At 44.7% G+C, this 20,422-nt stretch carries 9 protein-coding genes; all 9 read right to left on the reverse strand.

What is annotated here, in order from left to right:
* Positions 1-409, reverse strand: a 409-nt coding sequence (locus AC37HE_RS08205; RefSeq protein ID WP_500782343.1) for a beta-L-arabinofuranosidase domain-containing protein, incomplete at its 3' end; no start/stop codon positions are given.
* Between the two features lie 3 nt (positions 410-412).
* Positions 413-3,235, reverse strand: a complete 2,823-nt coding sequence (locus AC37HE_RS08210; protein WP_500782344.1) for a family 78 glycoside hydrolase catalytic domain — start codon at positions 3,233-3,235, stop codon at positions 413-415.
* A gap of 49 nt (positions 3,236-3,284) precedes the next feature.
* Positions 3,285-5,621, reverse strand: a complete 2,337-nt coding sequence (locus AC37HE_RS08215; RefSeq protein ID WP_500782345.1) for a DUF5703 domain-containing protein — start codon at positions 5,619-5,621, stop codon at positions 3,285-3,287.
* 95 nt (positions 5,622-5,716) lie between these two features.
* Positions 5,717-7,147: a sialate O-acetylesterase gene (locus AC37HE_RS08220; protein WP_500782346.1), complete on the reverse strand. Its 1,431-nt coding sequence runs from the start codon at positions 7,145-7,147 to the stop codon at positions 5,717-5,719.
* A 14-nt stretch (positions 7,148-7,161) separates the two neighbouring features.
* Complete coding sequence (locus AC37HE_RS08225) at positions 7,162-10,560, reverse strand: glycosyl hydrolase (RefSeq protein ID WP_500782347.1); 3,399 nt, start codon at positions 10,558-10,560, stop codon at positions 7,162-7,164.
* Between the two features lie 19 nt (positions 10,561-10,579).
* Complete coding sequence (locus tag AC37HE_RS08230) at positions 10,580-13,888, reverse strand: glycoside hydrolase family 2 TIM barrel-domain containing protein (RefSeq protein WP_500782348.1); 3,309 nt, start codon at positions 13,886-13,888, stop codon at positions 10,580-10,582.
* Positions 13,889-13,894: 6 nt separating this feature from the next.
* Complete coding sequence (galB, locus tag AC37HE_RS08235) at positions 13,895-16,309, reverse strand: beta-galactosidase GalB (RefSeq protein WP_500782349.1); 2,415 nt, start codon at positions 16,307-16,309, stop codon at positions 13,895-13,897.
* A gap of 24 nt (positions 16,310-16,333) precedes the next feature.
* A complete protein-coding gene (locus tag AC37HE_RS08240) occupies positions 16,334-17,458 on the reverse strand; it encodes a glycoside hydrolase family protein (protein ID WP_500782350.1) in 1,125 nt (374 codons plus the stop codon).
* A 30-nt stretch (positions 17,459-17,488) separates the two neighbouring features.
* The gene (locus AC37HE_RS08245) at positions 17,489-20,275 is read right to left on the reverse strand and encodes a glycoside hydrolase family 78 protein (RefSeq protein ID WP_500782351.1); all 2,787 of its coding nucleotides are present in this window, start codon (positions 20,273-20,275) and stop codon (positions 17,489-17,491) included.
* Between the last annotated feature and the right edge of the window lie 147 nt (positions 20,276-20,422).

A 20,422-nucleotide genomic window follows, 5' to 3' on the forward strand; every position in this document is an offset into this window, starting at 1 on the left:
GCGTCATACCAATCACCGTAATGATAGAATCGATCTTTTGGTTCAGAGCCTTGTCATTGTTTTCAGCTGCGATCACAATGGCTGCTTCCAACATTTTATAAAAGTCGCCATCGTGAAACGGAGGTCCGACATGCTCCCCTTTTTTCAGTCCTGCAGCAATCTCGAAGTTGGCAAAACCATGACTAATCGAATCGTTCAGATACATGGCCAGCATATGCGGCATCATGCTGTCTTCACAAACCCGGTACCGATCGGCCCAGAAACCGGGAGTCCAGTGCACATCGGTAAAATTCACCGATTCCAGTTTCGCGAACTTGCTCTTCGAGGTATTTACCAGGCTTTTATCCTGTGCCTGCACAAATGAAACAGCCAGTACCAGTAAAATTGAAGTGATTGAATATTTCAACATGACTTAGTTTGAGTTTTTAATTTGAAATGAATACGTGCCGGAACCAACTTCAACAATCAGGTAATCCCCTTCACGTCCGGCAATTGCAATATCTTTTCGGTTTGTAATTGGCTTTCCGTTTTCCGAAACCGAAGCTTCATCCTTAGCCAACAAGTAGATTTTAGCTGAAGTATTGGCCGGTACCTCCACCGTTTGAACAAAGGAATTGGCTTTTCGCTCCCATCCCGAAATTACTTCACCATAGATGGAATGATAATTTGCTTTTGCAAATTGTAACTGTTCCGTTGGCGTTGGCTTAACGACGATCTTTTTATAACCGGCCACAGTAGGATCTTCCTGCAAACCAGCCACCGTTTGATACAGCCAGTTGCCCACCGCCCCGTAAGCATAGTGGTTGAAAGAGTTCATACCAACATCCTGAAATGATCCGTCGGGCTTGATGCAATCCCAGCGCTCCCAAATGGTAGTAGCCCCTTTGGTAACCGGGTACAACCACGACGGATAACGTTTATTGAAAAGCAACTTGTAGGCAACATCCGGATAACCGTAATCGCTCAAAGCCTGGCACAACAATGGTGTTCCAACAAAGCCGGTTGTCAGATGACCAAAATGATTCACATCGTCGGCCAGTCGTTTGGCCACAACCGGAACTAAGTTTTCCGGAAGCAGTTTGAAGCACAAAGCCAAAACATAAGCAGTCTGCGTGCCCGAAGTCAAGCGACCCGTTTCGGTAACAAACTCCCGGTTAAAAGCTTCTTTTATCTTAGGCAGAATAGCTGCATAACGAGCAGCATCCTCTTTTTTCCCCAGGATTTCAGCAGTCTTTTGCATCAATCCGGTTGTGTGATAGAAGTAAGCTGTCGCAATTAGCTCTTTATCGGTATTTGCACCCGCATAACCATAGTCGGGAGCATTGTAGTAGTATGAATAATACTCGGCAAAAGCCAGCCAGTCGCCAAAATGGAATCCGGCACTGAACACATAGTTGTCGCCCGACTCACGAATCATGTATTCTTCCCAGCCCTTCATCGAGGCGTACTGACGTTCCAGTATTCTGGTATCGCCATATGCCCGGTAAACGGTCCACGGAATAATCACCGAGGCATCAGCCCAGGCAGTCGATCCAAAGCCATCCGACCAACCGGTACCGCCACCGTCTTTCACCACATTGGGCACGACCCAAGGAACACTGCCATTCTCTTTTTGATCGACCGGAAAATCCTGCATCCACTTTGTATAAAACGGAGCAGCATCGACATTGAAACAAGCTGTTGGTGCAAAAACCTGTGCATCGCCGGTCCACCCCAAACGTTCATCACGTTGCGGACAATCCGTGGGTACATCCAGAAAATTACCGCGTAGTCCCCATTGAATATTCTTCTGCAGACGATTCACCAAGCTATCTGAGCAAACAAAATCTCCGGTCTCGGTCATGGCAGAATGCACCACGCAAGCTTCCAGATCATCTACCGTTACATCGCCCGGATAATCGCTGATCTTCACATAGCGAAAACCATGAAATGTGAAACGCGGTGCATAGCTTTCTATTCCATCCCCTTTAAAGATGTATTCATCTTGGGCTTTCGCAGCCCGCAGGTTAGCGGTGTAAAAATTTCCTTCCTGATCCAACACTTCAGCGTGATTCAAGATAATCTTATCCCCTTTATTTCCCTTGAGCTTAAAGTGTACCCAGCCCACCAGGTTTTGCCCGAAATCGAATACCAGTTCACCCTTGGGTGTGATAATCTTCTCTACCGGCTTAATGCGTTTGGTCACCTGAACGGGAACGCCATCCGAAGCCACCAGGTTGTCGTAGCCATAATCTTTTGTTTCTATCCCATTCCATTTACTGTCATCAAATTGGACCGTATTCCAACCCGCTTGTTCCAGGCGCGCGTCGTAAGTCTCGCCATTGTAGATATCCGATTTCAGGATCGGACCAGTGCTGGCTTTCCAGCTATCATCACTACAAATCAACTCTGAAGAGCCGTCGGCATATTCAATTTTAAGTTGAAAGAGCAAAGCCAGCTTATTGCCATACGTATTTTTGTTTCCCTGCCAAACAAGAAAACCCCGATACCACCCATCGCCTAAAACAACGCCAATTGCATTTTTACCGCTTTGTAGCATATCGGTAACATCATAGGCCTGGTATTGCAAACGCTTTTGATAACTGGTCCATCCGGGAGTAAACAAATCAGCACTCACTTTCGAGCCATTCATACTTAATTCATACAAACCATGGCAAGTCACATAAGCAGTTGCTTTGCGGATTGGCTTCGCTGCCTGAAACGTTCTTCTCAAATAGGGAGATGGCGTTGATTTTGACACATCTTCATCCAGTTTAGGCTCTATCCACTGAGCTTTCCAGTCGGCATGATCCAATAAGCCCAGCTCGAAGAATACCGGTTCGCTCCAGGAAGATTCTTTTCCGTGATTGTTACGAATTCGGACCTGCCAAAAAACCCGTTCGCCGGATTCCAATTTTTGACCGGCATAGGCCAATTGGTTAGACTGTTGGCTTTCAACCCAACCTGTATTCCACAATGAATTGGCTTTATTCTTCAAGTCTGCTGCAGTTGCAGCACAACGAATTTGGTAAGCTTGCTGCATACTTCCGCGCTCTGTATCCTGCATCTCCCAGCTCAACCGAGGATTTGACATCCCCAATCCAATTGGATTATGTTTGTATTCTGTTCTTAGGTTGACGGCCTCTAATTTAGCCTGCCTGCCAACCATTGCATTTCCTTCCAAAAACAGGAAAGTAAGTGCCAGACAAATTAGGGAGCTGGCAAGCGTCAATCGATTTTTCAAGAAGTTTATCATATCAGGTCAATTATTCTTTCGATGGTTTAATGGTTCTTTTGAAAGGGCATTATTTATTAGGGTTTAATTCATCCATATTTTGAATATCCGCTTTCCTCGATTCCGGTATTACCGTCAACTGTTGAACGCGTCCGTTCTCGTAATTCAATTCAATAGTGGTCTGTTTTGGCAAATGCAGCTTAAACTGCACGTCTTTTTCTTTAGGCCAGGCAGGCAACAAGTAAATTTGATCACCAACGGTTTGCACCAGCATTTCCTGTAAAGCAATCATTCCCGAACCACCCCAATTATGGTCGGGTGTCCAGTCGAAACCAGGCCCCCAGAAAGCGGGAAAGCGTCGACCGGAGTCCTTCAACTTCAAGGTGACCAAAGAATCAGCCTCTTCAGTCAGACCTAAACGAGCGGCGAAAATAGCATCCTGCTTCCAGCCTTTATGGCTACGAAATTTCAAGCCATCCGGATCATATTTCCAGGTATTCAGTGCAATATCAAGATCGGGCAATCCAACCCCGAACATGCCCCACGGATAAACCGGATACAATTGTGGCTCTTCGGTGTTATTTACGCGCTCCCATAGTTTTGCAGGGGCAATCGTTTTGTGACCGTCAATCTCCCGAAAACTGATTGGTGGAATACGATCCAACATTTGAACAATAAAATCGTGATCTATTTGAGTGGAATATTCCTCAGGTAAATTCAGCAATTCTTCAGTAACGGTTTTTAAAGCAGCAATTGTCGACGTACTGTTGTAAGCCATTTTATACGTCTCGCAAGCCGAACCCGGGTACAATACCAGTTGCCCGTCACCATTCAATTCCTTTGCACCGCGCTCCCGTGCCAGGTATCGGTAATGTTCATCAAAAAACTTGAGCGAACTCTCAATCAGAGGCAGATATTTTGAGATATCAGCTCCCGAGTACTGCTGATCCTGCAGGATCATGTGGCAAAACTCCAGAACAGTATCCCATTGATATTCCAGCCATGCATTATATTGTCTTCCCGGATCATAGTCTCCCGGCCGCTTCCAACCGTATTCGCTCGGATTGGGCAAGCCAAAGTTTTCCAACTGCTCGGTAAAGCAGGCTCCGTCGTGTCCCCAATACGTTTTAGATCGAAGCGTCGCATTCTTCAAGGTTTTTAAATAGAAATCGAATTGAGATGGCAGCATATCGAAGTCGCCATTTTTCAGCATGGGGAAATACACCAATCGCTGGTTTTGAGCGGTAAATGTTCCGCCTCCCCAATTCCTGAAATCAGGTGTAAATGCCCGCGTTGAATCCGTAAAAACAGGATCAACCGTAAACAGGCCTCCGTTAAATTTTGTCGGGTATTTGCCGTAAGCATTGCAGGCCAACATGTAACGAAACAACTGGTAATTCCGTCCTACCTGCCAGCTTTCCGACTGTTCGTTTTTGTTATTGGGTTGAATGAAGACGAAACTTCGATTCCAGAAATCAACCCACCATTTTTGTGTTTGCTGATAGGCTTTGTTTCCCTGTTTCAGGCTTTGCGAACGCAGAGTCGAAAGTTCATCCTTCCAAACATCCCGACTTGCAGTTTGAGCTGTATGTAAGTAGATGTTTAGTTCTTGTTTCTTCGCAGGCGTCTTACTTTTCAGTTTGAAACCTTTGAACTCGGTATCGACATATTTCCCGGATGTCTCTCCGGCCGGAACCATATTTGTCCCCTGCATCAAACCACCGAAGGTAAGATTGTCGAGCGGGTTGTAAAGTTGATCTTTAACCGCATCCAGCTGCTGTTGGTGAACAGTGACGTCGAACACCGTTTCACCGGAGTTTCGATGACAAAACAACACACCGCCTTCCGCAAACTTAACCTGATCAGCTTTGGTCATCAAGCCTTCAGGAGCTGCCCATTTGTACGAATTGGCGAAGCTTTCCAGTTTTCGCAACGGACGAGCTTCGGTTCTCCAACTCTCGTAAGTTGCTTCCGTTGAAAGTGGCCGGTTTGCATCCAATTCCAAATGAATTACCGGACGAAAAACATCAACCCACAGTTTGGCTGTAGCTTTCACCCCATTGCGTTCTCCATCAATAGTCACAAAACCTTCTTTGAGATGTAATTCCTGTTTGAAATTTTCACCATCGAACGGATTTGGGGAAAGCTTCACCCGAACACGTCCCAATTTCAGCATGCAGTTATTTTCGTCGAAAGTGCCGCTTTGCGAGACATAGAAAAGCAGATCGCCGTTTTCAACCCACACATTCAGGCCAACATCACCACCACCGCAAGGCATCGACTCTGATGAGTTTGCACTTTGACTGGTCCAAACCAGGTTGTAGTTATCCAGCCCGGCAGGTTGTGCTGAAAGCTTTGCAACCAGCAGCAAAAGTATCGCGATCGTTATCTGAATGTGTTTTTTCATTTCTGTTCTTTCAAAGAACGCGAGAGAGCGGCATTAACATGACGCGCTCAACTCACATTCTTTTCTTCTAAAACTGTAATCTTAAAATATTCTGGTTACCAATCATCACTTCTAAATGATGATACCGGTAGTCCATTCGTTCCGTAAAGGGTACCCACCGTAAAATCTTTAAAGGCATAGCGCACCGCTACAGGCTTTTCAACCCTTGGTGACGAAAGCACAACTGATTTGCTTCTCAGAAAGACGTCGGCAGGGTAAAAAACTTTATTCTCACCGGCAATTTCAAAACCAGTCAATTCCTTGCCATAAGTCGTCAGCCCATTGGAAGCATCATTAAATGAAACAATCATCTGACTTCCCTTAACTTCAAAAGCTTTAAATGACGGACTTTTATACGCAAAATCTCTTAGTCCGTATGTTTTCGCTAAAGCCCATAATGCCAGACGCTCGCCACCTTCTTGTTTGTGCATTGGGTGAATACCTGTCTTTTGGCCAACATCCATCAACACTGCCATACCACTGTTTGGGATCTTTGCCTCCGCTTTGCGTTGCGCATCGCGTAAATAGGCAGAGTTGTATTTTTCGTGAAATTCAGTTGGTGTGAAAACCGAGTAATCGAAAGGAGCAATCTGACAATAGTAGAACGGGAAATCACCGATACCCCATAGCGAACGCCACTCGGCCACCATGGTCGGGAATAGTTCTTCGTAACGATCAGGCTCGATGTAGTTGGTTTCACCCTGGTACCAGATACAGCCTGCGATTCCATAACCAATTACAGGATTCAACATCCCGTTAAACAGCACCGTTGGTGTACGGTTAGGAACAGGAATACTATCTCCAGGTGCAGGTACTTGCTTATCTTCGAATGAAACCGAAGTCTTCGGGCTCATCCACGCTTGAATACAGGAACCGCCGTAGCTAACCTCAATCAAACCAACCGGAACGCCCAGCATTTCCTGTAACATGCGACCAAAATAATAACCGGTTGCACTGAAATTGCGAACCGAAGCAGGATCGGCCTCTTTCCATTTCGCATCAAAGTTATCCTGAGCCACTGTTTGCGAACTCCGGGGCACCGTGATCAAACGAATTTGATCGTTGGTGGATTTCAGAATATCCATATTGGAGCCAAGCACTGGCTGTCCCGGAAACCCTTTCATTGGCATTTCCATATTCGACTGGCCTGTACACAACCATACCTCACCAATTAAAATATTTTGAAGTACTAGCTCTGTGCCGTCACTTATCTTGATTTCGTAAGGTCCACCAGCTTCCGGTGTTTCAACCTTCAGTTTCCACTTTCCATCTTTATCCGCCTTTGCTGTGTAGGTTTTGTTATTCCAGGAAGGCGTTACTTCAACTTTCGCTTTGGCATCAGCCCATCCCCAAACAGCAACTTCGCTTTTCTGCTGCAAAATAGCATTATTGGCAAACAAGGCTGGCATTTTCACTTTTGCCCAGACTGCAGGAGCAGTCAGCAACAGTAATAAAATCAATAAATGTTTTTGAATCAAATTCTTCATTTCTATTTTTAGTTTTATTCTGATTTAGTAATTGTTACAGGCCCCAGCAAACCTGCCGGAAGCAACGGTTGCCCTTCCAATCGATAAGGAGCCGTAGTCCATGTAATACGTTGATCTTCCGGCAAACGATGATCACCAATCAATCGGTTATTCCAGGTATTCGCAACCTTAATTGTCAACAAATTTTCACCCTCTTTCAAACTCTTTGCTTCCAAACGGTAAGGAGCAGTCCAAAGCACAACAGGTTCGCTACCGTTCAAGCTAACTTCGGCCACATCACAAACTTTCCCCAAGTCCAACCAGATTCCTTTGGTATCACCATCCCAGTTGAAGGTGGTTTTGTACACCGCTTCACCCGAGTAATATTTAATTGAATCATCGACATTTTTCGACCAGTCAGTCAAATTTTGGAATGTTTGAAGTTTCTCCGGACCTCCAAAATACTGGTCGAAGCTTACTTGCCAAGCAGTATTGATCGTTTCAACCGACTTGAAATCCGAAAATTGAGGGTTTTCTCCTGTTACTTTGGCTTTAGCCCCGAAGAGTACAAAGACCGATGCGTATGATTGAAACGGGTATTTTATAATCACCCGACCATTTTCGTCCGTTTGGTAAATACATTCAGCGTATGTTCCAGTTGCTGGATTATAAAGAAGTGGCTCTTCGCTATTGGCACGAAAGGACATGGTTGCAGTAACACTATCAGCGCTTTGATTGGCAACAAAATAAATGTCTTCCTGGTCTAGTGTCCGATGGTTCCAGGCTAATTTACCCGTTGCATCTGATGTAAAATCAGGATATACTCCGATAGGCTCGAGAGAAGAATTTTCAAAGGAACCAAATATTAATCGTCCCTTCCCTTTTTGAATATACTTCAGCTTTTCACCATTTAGTTCCATGCTTTTCTCTGTACCGGAAAACATTTCATCGAGAATGGCTTTCAAGCGATCACTATCTTCATTCAGGCTGATTGTTTTTGTTGGCTTTTGTTGCATTAAAATAGTCGCGCCGTCATTTAATAACTCGAGTAACTTCCCGGCAACTTCGATGCTCATGCGTTCCCCTCCCTGAGGAGCCATCTTACGATTCCCCGGAATGACAAGAATTGAATACTTCATTCCTGAAGCAAACACAACTTTCCCGTTTTCAACAGTAGCCAGATTCAGTAAAGCATCTTTATTGAACGAATCGTATGCATACCCCCGCAACGGATCGATCCAATTCTCCGGTCTGGCCATATTTGCCTGTGTACTGACAGTCCGGGGCATTTCGTATTTCGGGAAGCCTTCGTTTTTTAAACGTTCTTTTTCCGACGCAACACGCTCCTTCCCGAATAGGCCAGGCAAGGTATTGACCAGCCGATCCGGCAGTATGGCACGTCTGGGAATCTCCTCTCCGGTAAAAACAGCTAGATCCACAACGGGCATTCCTTTTTGCAACAAACGCTGACTATTTTCCAGGTAAGTCCAGAATCCATGGCTCATATTCCACCAGGTTTGCTCTCGTTGCAGGAAGGTTCCGACTTTATCCAATGTCATGCCCGGCTTCCGATCCAGCCACGGGCTGTGTACAAAAACATGATTGACAATTTTGTTGATCCCCAATGCCAGGTTTCTGTCGGCATAAGGTTTAAGCATCGCCGGCGTTTCATTCCAATCCAAACGGATCTCCGTAAAACTTTCGGACTGAACAACCGGTTTGCCATAGATATGTGCCGCTGATACAGCATCCAGCACATCACTGGGCTTATCGTGCGATGGGCTCTGGAACCAAAATTCCCCCATCGGATAATCAACATATTTCTGATGCAACATGCCATCGACAACACCCGTTGGGGCGTTACTCTCCTCGACAAACTTCACCCCCAGTTTATGCGCTTCAGCGGCCATTGTACCCGAAAATTTATCAGCAAATAATTCGGCTACCGTTTCGCGAACATCGCGTAACACGCTTTCCGAAAGATTTGCATTTTCCAAAGGAATACCAGCCATAACCGGTAAATAAGCCATTAAACTGTAACCTCTGCGCTTTTCAAATTCCTGCGGGAACTTTGCAGTCCAGTTCTGACTGCCGCATTCCCAACTATCGCAAAGCATTCGGGTAAGTGTACCAGGAGCATCCTCACCAACCTGATTATAAATTTCTCCAAACCACTTATTAAACTGTAGTTTGACTGCATCTTCATTAAACTTATCGCATTCTAAACCTCGGGCACCACCACCGATATAATTTTCAGTACCGGTTGATGTATGTCCCATTCGGATGATCTTCCATTTTCCTTCAGGGGCCTTCCAATTTAAAACACCATCCGCAGAAACGTATTCCGTCACATTGATCAGCGTATTTATTGGAACAAATTGCCCATCCTCTGCATATGTTTTTGTCTCGTCAGCAATACGCCAGATCGACGCATTTTTCCCTTCAAACTGATTGATGCGAGCCGACGATAGCAAGCGCAAACCTTTCAATTGTAATTTGGGACTCCACTTGGCATCATCAATGTCTTCCGCACCAGGTTCCGAGCCTCCCTTCTCAAAAACGAAGCGGAAATACTTCGCCGTTACCGGAGGGATTGCCTGGGTATTGGGCTGGTACAAATCCTGCCAGCCACTGCGTGGAGGAACCAGACGTGTGTGTTCCCAAAATTTTTCACCATCATTACTTACCTCCACAATCAAACGGTTCGACTGGTAATTCGCCCATCCGGTTAAAATTTGTATCGTCTGACAAGTAAAAGGTTTATCGAAAGCATATTCTATCCAACCTTCATTTTTAGATGTAAAGGTTTTATCGTTATTCTTTTCAGCCACATACTGCAAATCGCCTTCGTCCATATTCGAACTAACCTTAGGCTGGATCACCCAGGAATCTTGCTCGTAATCAGAAACCGGATAGGCATAAGTTGCAATGTCTTCGTAATAGCCTTTATAATCCTCTGGCTGCGGCAGCGAGAAATGGAGTTGTCCACCACCTTCGACAATCGTATCAGCCCAAACCACCTTTTGCATCGATAGTTCCGGCGTAATCCAAGGACCTCCGGCAGTTGTAAAACCATCGCAAGTATTGAAACCCAAAGATATCCCCAGACGTTTCGCTTCTTTTACGGTATATTTAACAACGTCAAACCACTCAGGGCTATAAGTTACAAGCTGATTTTTATACAAACCGGCAGTATCGCGAATCGCAAAAATATAGGCACCACCAATCCCCTGCTTTTTCATTGATTCAAGATCGGCGGTAATCCCCTCTTTACTTACAGCTCCATGCACCCAATGCCAGAAAGTCCAAACAGTAGCATCATCAGCCGTAGGCGCTTCAACTTTTGCCTTTGGAGCTTTTTCTTGCACACAAGAAATTCCAAGCGACAACAGAGCAATAGCTAAAAGGATTGGTCTCAATTTGATTCGTTTCATTCGTCAGTTTGGGTTTGAACTAAAACTTGTATTGAAAGATTTGCTTATTTATCTCATTCTTGCCAGCAGCAAAAGGCACCATATAAAAACGATAGTGGTAAGTACCCGAAGGGATCTGGTATTGTGGCTCCGGCGCAGCAACATCCGACCAGCTATCATTACCACCTACTCCCATTTGCTTCAGATCTATATTCAATGTCAGGTAGCCCGTTTCTTTTAACTCATTGGTATGTTTGGCGGCATTTATATTCGCTTCGGTCCACGGCCATGCGCTCATGCTCAACAGGCTGTCGGCCACGACCAGCAAACCCGCTGATTTTTGCTCGTTCGACAAATACATCCAACGAACGTCCGTGCGGTTACCGGTTTCCTGTGGCATTACATAAGGTTCAATAAATTGATCAATGGGAAGCGAATAAGTTGAAACCTCAAAGCCAAAGCTGCGATCGCAATAGTTTTCAAGAGGTCCCTTTCCGTACCAGCTGATCTGACGATAGGCATCAGCAATACCACATTGCATACCAACTTTAGGAATATTGGGCAGCTCCGGTGAAGCTTTTAGTTCATAGTCAACTTTCAATGCACCATCGCCTCGCAAGGTGTAGATAACAGAACAAGAAGCGCTATCCGGAACAATTTCATAATTACTACGAACCTCCATCATTCCATCGGCTTTGGTATCTGTTTCCACCGATTGCAGTTTAGGCTCGGCATCGTACCAAACTTTTAATTTCTTCTGTGGTTTCCATCCTCGCTCGTCATTATCAGTGAGCGGACGGGTAAAATGCGGCAACAGCGGCGCAAACAACTGTTCCTCTCCTTTCCATTTATATGAAGTCAATGCTCCACTGGTCTTGTCGAAATTCAAGTTGAAGTTTTTTCCAGTCAGCACATAAGCCTCGGGGGTTTCTTGCACTTCAATCGTTGGTTGAGTTTTTATGGAAGAAATTTCCGAGCTCAGCCCCGTCAGTGCAAATTGATCGAAAGCCACTTCAAATCCGGCATCAGCCCAGGTTGTTTTATCTTTCAAACTGAAGGAAAGAGTCGCTAAATATTCAGCTCCAGCCTTCATTTTAGGTAGTTTATCTTTTAAACTGATCAATGTATCCTTCCCGGCTGCCAAAGAGATCGGGTCCAATTGAAGCGTTTTGATCACTTTACCATCTTCCTGAAATTTCAGGGTTGGCACATAAACTGAAAGGTTTTGAACAGCATTACGGTTAGTAATCTTAACCGTAAAATTCCTGGCATCCACCAATTCACAGTGCACTGGTTGGAACACCCACTTGCACTCATACATGGCAGCCTTGGGCCGCCCATCTGAAGCAGCAATACCGTTTATACAGAAATTATTGTCGTTTAACAATGTGTCGCCGAAATCACCACCATAACCGTAAAACTCAGTTCCGTTTTTATCCTTTTTCAGTAATCCCTGATCTTTATAATCCCAGATACAACCACCAATCATACGCGAGGTGGATCGGATTTGGTCCCACCACTCTTTCAGATTACCAGTTGAATTTCCCATAGAGTGCGAATACTCACACCAGAAGATTGGTCGGTTATCTCCATTATCCTGGGTGACCAAAAGCGGACCTGTATATAGCGCCGGATACATACGGCTAACGATGTCAACATATGATTCGTCGAGCGGAGTTTGAATACGATGTGAATGGTCCTTCGGGTAATTCGGAGAGCCCGGCGGAATGTAGCCTTTCACCTTTTGGTCGCCCATGGCAGGCTCGTAGTGGACCGGTCGGGTAATGTCGTAATCATGGCAATAAGCCGCCATAATTGCGGTTGCAGGACCACGGCCAGCTTCATTTCCAAGACTCCAAATAACGACCGAAGGATGATTTTTATCGCGTTCAACCATACGAACCACCCGCTGCAGATGGGCATCCAACCATTTTTGCTGATTGGCAAGTTTTCCACCTAAACCATGAGTCTCAAAGTTCGCTTCATCGATGACCATAATTCCGTATTGATCGCACAAATCGTAGAAATACGGGTCGTTGGGATAGTGCGAGGTGCGAATACAGTTGAAGTTAAACTGTTTAATCTGCCGCACATCCTTTAAAATATCTTCTCGGGAAAGCGCCTTGCCTTTCACCGGATCGTGATCGTGACGATTAACGCCGTAGATATAGGTCTCCTTACCATTAATCAACAGTTTTGAGGTAATCGGATCAAATTCAATTTTCCGAAATCCGACTTTGCAACTTTTGGCCTCCGTCACTGCACCAGTGCTATCCTTCATCGTCAAAACCAGTGTGTATAAATTTGGTTCTTCAGCGCTCCATTTCAGCGGATTCTTCAATTTTGTTTCCAGCAAGCCAAATTTCACATTGTCAAGACGTGGCCACGTCTCGTTTAAAATATCCAAAGCACTTTTACACAAGGGCTCCTTCAAAGCTGGTTTTCCGGAAGGGTCGAACAACATCGCTTCAAGTTCATAGCCTTTCACGCTGTCACCTGTCAGATTTTCAATACGCGGGCGAAGGCTGAAAGTCGCATCCCGATAGTCATCATCCAATTTGGTTTGGCAGAAGAAATCAGCAATGCGAAGCTTGGGCTCTGCCATCAGGTACACTTCGCGGTGAATGCCGCTCATACGCCAATGGTCCTGATCTTCCAGGTAAGTCCCATCACCCCATCGGATCACCTGTACAGAAACAATATTTTCACCATCTTTCAGATAGGGAGTTACATTAAACTCGGAAGGAAGGCAGCTGTCTTCACCATACCCCAGAAATTTACCATTCACCCAAACTTTGAATCCGGAACTCACACCTCCAAAATGCAGTGTGACATTCATATCCTTCCAATTGGCAGGAATTGAAAATGAACGTTGGTATGAACCAACCGGGTTATAATCGCGCGGTACGTAAGGCGGATTAATCGGGCGAAACGGATAAACAGCACTTTTATAGATAGGCTTGTCATAGCCTTTCATTTCCCAATTCGACGGCACTTCAATTTTATCCCAGCCACTCACTTTCGACTTGTAAAAGTCTTTTGGAGCATCAGCAGGTTTCATCGCAAAGTAGAAATCCCAGTCACCATTCAAACTCTCATAACGACCACTGGTTTCACGATCGCCCTTCAGTGCATCTTCGGTTGATGCAAATGAATAAGCAGTCACTCGTGAAGCATCGCGGTTGATACCACTCACTTCCGGATTTTCCCAAGGCTCAGCCATCTCCGTTGTCTTCAAAGGCGGAATTCCTGCTAAAACACCGGTTTTTCCTTGCGCGAATCCCCCCTTGACAGACAAGAGAGCGGTTACAAGACAAACAAATGATACAATATTGTTTCTTAGATTCATGCTGATTTAATTAGAAGTAAGCGTCAATGAATTCGATTCCAAACCGTCACTGCTGGCAGTGATTTTAATATCTCCGGCATGTTCAGTGCTTTGTACGATCAACAGACACATGCCATTAAATGCTTTCCGATAGCTGGCTTTGAATGGTTCGATGCTGGCTTGATAACCGTTATCCACACCGGCAACAAAACCTTCTCCGTTAACATCAAAATTGATCAGATTGGCTGCGTCAGGCACCATATTCCCATCCTTATCGGTCACTTTCACCGTAATGAAAGATAGGTCACTTCCATCAGCCTTTATTTTGTCCCGATCTGCTGTTAATTCGATTTTTGCTGCCGGACCCGCCGTATGTATTTCCTGTTCAGCCACTCTTTCACCGTTTTTATAACTCACAGCCCGAATACTTCCGGCATGAAACGGTAGTCGCCACATGACATGGAATTTATCTTTGTCTTTCGACTTCCGGCCTTGCGAAACACCATTCACAAACAGTTCCACCTCGTCGGCATTATTGTAATATGCCCACAAATCCACAGTTTGTCCTTCTGTCCAATTCCAATGCGGGAACAGGTGTAACACCGTTTTGTTGGTCCACTCGCTTTGATACATGTAGTACACATCCTTTGGGAAACCGCACAGGTCGATAATACCCAAATAGCTGCTACGTGCCGGATAGGGGTACGGCAAAGGCTCACCGATATAGTCGAAGCCCGACCAAATGAACATACCCGGGATGAAGTCGTTGTTTTTCACCACCGCCCAGGTATCTTCGTGGGTTGCCCCCCAATAAGCGATACAGTTATCGAAAGATGAAGCTGTCAGGTCCGGATTTCCATCAAACGGAGCATTGTATGCAGGAGGCCAAATACGTATGCTATCCGAAGGAAAATCATAGTGTCCACGAGTTGACAAGGCCGACATATTTTCAGAAGCCAGCATACACTTGCCCGGGTAGCGTTCCGGGAATTTCAAATACTCTTCGTGTTTGTAATTGAAGCTCAGCAAATCCAGTGCACCGGATTTATAGAGGTTATTTTTCGCCGGATCAGTTTCCGTTAACGCGGCAGTTACCGGACGTGTCGTATCCAAATTTTTAACAATACCTGCCAGTTCACGCGTAATTCGAATCCCTGTAGTATCAAATTGTTCCGGAATTTCGTTTCCGATACTCCAAATAAAAACTGAAGGGTGGTTACGATCCCGCAAGATCATGTCTTCAAGATCTCGTTTGTGCCATTCATCCCAATAAAGATGATAGCCTTTCTTGGCTTTCGCTTTCTTCCATTCGTCAAAAGACTCGTCTATCACCAGGAAGCCCATTTTGTCGCACAACTGCAATAGTTCGGGAGCCGGAGGATTGTGTGCCATGCGAATGCCGTTTACTCCCATATTCTTGAGAATTTCCAATTGGCGCTCCATAGCTCTGGTATTTACAGCAGCACCAAGGGCTCCTAAATCGTGATGTTGATTTACACCATGTAACTTGTAATGATTACCATTCAGGAAAAATCCTTTATCCGGAGTGAATTCGAACCAACGCACACCCAATGGTGTGTCGTACTCATCCAAAATCTTTCCATCTCCGATAATTTCGGTTTTAACCTGGTATAAATTTGGACTTTCCGGCGACCATAAGACCGGATCTTTCAACTCAAAATTTTGGGTCAAGGAAGAAATTCCCTTTGCTGCCACCAAGCTGGATTCAGCATTCGCGACAACACCTCCTTCACCATCAATGATTGACGATTTCACAACAACATCCTGATCGAGGCTAGTCGTATTGTCAAGTTGAACATCCAGCTGAACCTTTGCCAACTTCTCGGAGACTTCGGGAGTGGTCACAAAAGTTCCCCAATGTGCCACATGTATCGGATTGTCTTCGACCAACCAAACATGGCGGTAAATTCCGGAGCCAGTGTACCAGCGTGAAGCCGGCTGAGCAGAGTTATCAACCCGAACAGCCAGGATGTTTTCGTTTTCACCGTAATTCAAATAGGGCGTCAAGTCATATCGAAATGAAATGTAGCCATAAGGACGTTTGCCTAAAAAATGACCGTTAATCCAGACTTCACTGTTGCAAAAAACACCATCAAAGTCAATGTAGAACTGTTTATCAATTTTAGGTTCTTCCAAACGAAAACTCTTCCGGTACCAACCAATTCCGGTTGGCAGCGCTCCACCTTCGGTTGTTGCAGGTGCATCTGCGCTAAACTCACCTTCGATACTCCAATCATGGGGAACATTTAGCTTTCGCCAGGTTCCATCATCATAGCTAACCTGGTAAGCAATCGAATCGTCGCCCAGCATAAATTTCCAGTCTCTATCAAAATTTTGACGATCAGCAAGCTTTTGAGGCTGACATGCCCCCATTAATGCAATCGTGGCAATTAAAAGAATAAGTTTAAAGCTCTGTTTCATTGGTTTCCGGTTCGATTTTAAAAGCTATTTTACAGCAGATTCTTCTGTTGAATTAAAGGTCATGGGGCTTTTGCCTAAGTCTTTTGATGTGGCCAATGCAATTCCACGGTTACCCAGTTTGTCCACAGCATTATAAAAATGATAAACCACTCCGTCAACCTTGATCACAAAGGCCTTGTGAGCGAACAAATTGTCGTAGCTTTCAGATGGTTCTATCAGGTGTGGGCCATTCCATTCAGTCCAATGCACCAAATCGTATGAAGCAGCAAAGCTGTTGTAAACCACAGTCTTTCCATCGGGCCAGTAAGCACGGAAGAAGAACATCACATAAACATCACCGATTTTCTGGATTACCGCATCACCTGTAATCCCTTTATCATGATTCAAAACAGGTTTGTCACCAAAGCGTTTCCAATGAACCATATCGTCGGAAACGGCCATACTTATACGTTCAGCACCGTGATCAGGATTAATACTATCGCCACGGGCATTGTAATACATTACAAAAGGATGCCCTGTCAGATGCTCTTTATCTTCAATTACGAAATTCTTGTAAATCGTACTATTATCGTACCAACGGGCATCTTCATCTTTCGATGTCATCACGGGTTTCTTCAAACGATCCCACTGATGCAAAGTCGCCGGATCTTCTTTCGTGTAAGCCATTCCTACTGATAGCAAACCTTTTTCATAACCAGTTGAATTACCACCAAAATAGCTCATCCAATATTTTCCGTCGTAGGTGTCGATGCCATAATCGCCTCCCCAGTCGTAATGAATCAGCGACGGATAACCTGCCTTTTGATTTACATCCCAATCGGTGGTATCAGAGAACTGCATTATCGCACCTTGCTCTTTCCAATGGATCAGGTCGTCACTTAAGGCCAAATGCGTTTCATAACCCCGTCCATCGAATATTATATAGGTCATCACCCACTCGTCATCGTGACGAAAAATAGTCGGGCAATCCATTTTGTACGAATTGCTGTCGGGCACCATAATTAACCCATATTTGTAAGGCGTTTTAACCTCGTTATAAATTTCGTCCATCTTCTGTTGAGACACCGATTCCGGTAATTCTTTCTTTTTGGGCGAGCATGCAACCATTGCAAGAACTGCCACTGCTAGTGCGAAAAATGTTCTATTCATCTGTTTATTTCATAGCGGTCAATGACCGGTTTATTCTTTAATTTTTAATTCAAATTCATAACTGCCCGATTGAATTTCGAAGGCAGGTTTACCGTTTACTTTCTCCATCGGCTTAATCTGTTCGATATCCTTTCCCGATGATTGTAAAGTCCGGGACTGCACATCTCCCGCCAGTGGGAGGATTACTTTAGCAGTAGTATTCACCGGAACTTCCACATGCAGAGTAAATGAGTTTTCATTCTTCTTCCAATTACTTACGATTGTTCCGTAAGGAGAGTTGAAGGACACATTAGCGAAAGTTAGATCGCTAACAAGCTCCGGCTGTATAACAATCGATTTGTACGCCACAGAATTGTCAGCTTGTCGAATACCTCCCAATCCCTGGTAAAACCATTCCATCAGGTGACCCAGCATGAGATGATTCAGCGATTTTGAAGGTAAAGCCTGCCAGGACTCAGCCAGTGAAGTGGCTCCCATTTTAAGCTGATAGCCATAGCCGGGAACATCGTCGCGGTTATTCATTTCGTAGAGCAATTCCGATTTCCCGAAGCGAGTCAGAGCATCCACCAAGTAATGAAATCCAACATCGCCTGCAGTAATCGCTTTGCCATCCAGCTCAATTTGCCGAATGAGATTATCCAGAACTTTAGGCTCATTTGCTTTGTCAACCAAACCAAGGCTCAGAGGCATTGCCAAAGACGTTTGACTTCCGGTTGCATAACTAGCCGAATCGGGTTTATAGAATTCATGATTGAAGGCCGCTTTGATCTTTTGAGCCAACTCTTCGAAATGGTCAGCCTGATCTTTTTTATCCAATTTAGCCGCAACTTTAGCCATCAATTGCGCATCGTAGAAATAGGTTGCCGTTGCCACCAACGGAACCGGAGTCAATTGTGCGAACCCGGGTTCATTTGGGCCAACATCGTACCAGTCGCCCAAACCGTGCGAAAGAATATTGTCAGTCGCCTTACTTTCCAAATAACTCATGTAACGCTCCATCATCGGCCATGCCTGAGTCATCACCTCAGCATCGCCATACCATTTATAGATTAGCCAGGGTAAGATGATGGAGGCACTACCCCACTCCGGTGAATCACGAAAAGCAGCATTGTAATACTCAAAATTGATGTATTCAGGAACAATACTAGGCACCAAACCTTTATCGGTCTGGGCGTCTTCCATATCTGCAATTAGCTTTTGGTAAAGCTTATAAATATCGAAATTGAAGTGTACACTGGTTCCCATCAATTGGGTTTGCTCAATCCAGCCCAACTTTTCACGGGTCGGACAATCCGTCATTACTGACTGAAGATTGCTTTTGATAGCCCAATTGATTAAGTTGAAAATGTGGTTAAACAGCTCATTGGAACAATCAAATTTCCCCACTTGAGGCGCAGAATTGCGAGTATGTAAGGATTGTATCTTCTCCAGATCCGGCAATTGCGCTTCAATTGAATCGGGTCGTGCACCTTCAACCTGCACATACCGAAAACCAACATACGAGAAACGAGGCTTCCAATTTTCAGCCTCCTCACCTTTTAAAGTGTATTTAAAATAATAGGGTGAACCGCTACCGCGTTGACTAACGGTGCCATCTTCTTTCAAACATTCACCCGGAGAAAATTTAACGATTTGGCCTTTCTTGCCTTTTAGCGTTACATCGATAATTCCCGATGCATTTTGCCCAAAATCGTAAACCCAAACGGAGTCATTAATCTGGTTGACCGAAACCGGATCAAAAGTCTCTTCCACTTTGATCGGATAATTCGGATCAGCTTTTAACTGTCCCATCGGAGCCTGTACCAATTTGACAGGTTGCCAGGCATGATCGTCAAAGCCAGTTTTATTCCAACCCGACTGTTCCAAATTTGCATCATAATCCTCTCCGCCATAAATTCCACTGTAGGTTATTGGCGATGGAGAAGTTTTCCAACTGGAATCTGAGATAATCGTTTGGATGTGACCATCTGCATATTTCAATTGTAACTTGCAGATCATTTCCGGGAATCCATAGGCGATAATTAGTTTCCTGTAGCGCTCGCGATTATTGTAATGGAAAGTATTTCCAACGATTGCCCCAAGTACGTTAGCGCCGTTTTGTAGCATATTTGTCACATCGTAGCTGTTATACAAAGCTGTTTTATCGTAATGCGTCCAACCGGGGGTCAGCAAAGCATCACCTACTTTTCTCCCGTTAAGTGAAGCTTCGTACTCACCCAAGCCACTGATAAATAGTGTCGCTGAAGCCAATTTTCCGTTCACCGCAAAGTCCTTTCGGAACAACGGAACGACAGCTCGTTTTTCAACTTTATCATTAGCAGCATCACCATATCCGCTGATACCTTCAACCAGGCGTTTATCTACGGGTAATTCTTCGTAGCCAATCCATTTTGCACCGCTCCAATCCTCCACTTTCGGCAAACCAAATTGAAAGGAGTTAATTTTGCTCCAGACAGATTCATTGCCGTTTTCATCCCAAACTTTGACTTTCCAGAAATACTTAGCTCCCGCCTTTAAAGATTGGCCAGCATAGGATATTAATTGTGATTGTTTTGATTCTACTTTACCGGAATTCCATACTTGATTTGTCTTGACATCTTTTGAATCCAGGCCAACTACAATTTCATAAGCAGATTGACTGCTCCCGTCAAAATCAGATTGCATCTTCCAGCTGAATCGGGGCTGTTGCGTTTCGATTAAGGCCTGTGGAATGGAAAAGCCTTCAACCGAACATTCCGAAATCCGGATATTCTTTTTCGGTGTAGAACAGGCAAAAAGCAGATTAAGGCTCAATAAAATTACAGTCAGTCGTTTCATTCGATTTAGTTTTTCGTTCAGCGAACGATTTTTTTAGGTTCAATTCAGGATCTGATAGCCACAAAACGTCATTTTTCTATTCCCCTTTCTCGAATACCATGTATTTAACAAGGTTCAACCTAGACTATAATCTTCTAATTCTTAGAA

It is taken from the genome of Mangrovibacterium sp. (assembly GCF_059905295.1).

What these genes read in the sequence shown, in the direction of transcription:
- AC37HE_RS08245 (WP_500782351.1), bottom strand. Translation starts at nt 20,275, where the DNA reads ATGAAACGACTGACTGTAATTTTATTGAGCCTTAATCTGCTTTTTGCC.
- galB (WP_500782349.1), bottom strand. Translation starts at nt 16,309, where the DNA reads ATGAAACAGAGCTTTAAACTTATTCTTTTAATTGCCACGATTGCATTA.
- AC37HE_RS08220 (WP_500782346.1), bottom strand. Translation starts at nt 7,147, where the DNA reads ATGAAGAATTTGATTCAAAAACATTTATTGATTTTATTACTGTTGCTG.
- AC37HE_RS08225 (WP_500782347.1), bottom strand. Translation starts at nt 10,560, where the DNA reads ATGAAACGAATCAAATTGAGACCAATCCTTTTAGCTATTGCTCTGTTG.
- AC37HE_RS08240 (WP_500782350.1), bottom strand. Translation starts at nt 17,458, where the DNA reads ATGAATAGAACATTTTTCGCACTAGCAGTGGCAGTTCTTGCAATGGTT.
- AC37HE_RS08210 (WP_500782344.1), bottom strand. Translation starts at nt 3,235, where the DNA reads ATGATAAACTTCTTGAAAAATCGATTGACGCTTGCCAGCTCCCTAATT.
- AC37HE_RS08215 (WP_500782345.1), bottom strand. Translation starts at nt 5,621, where the DNA reads ATGAAAAAACACATTCAGATAACGATCGCGATACTTTTGCTGCTGGTT.
- AC37HE_RS08230 (WP_500782348.1), bottom strand. Translation starts at nt 13,888, where the DNA reads ATGAATCTAAGAAACAATATTGTATCATTTGTTTGTCTTGTAACCGCT.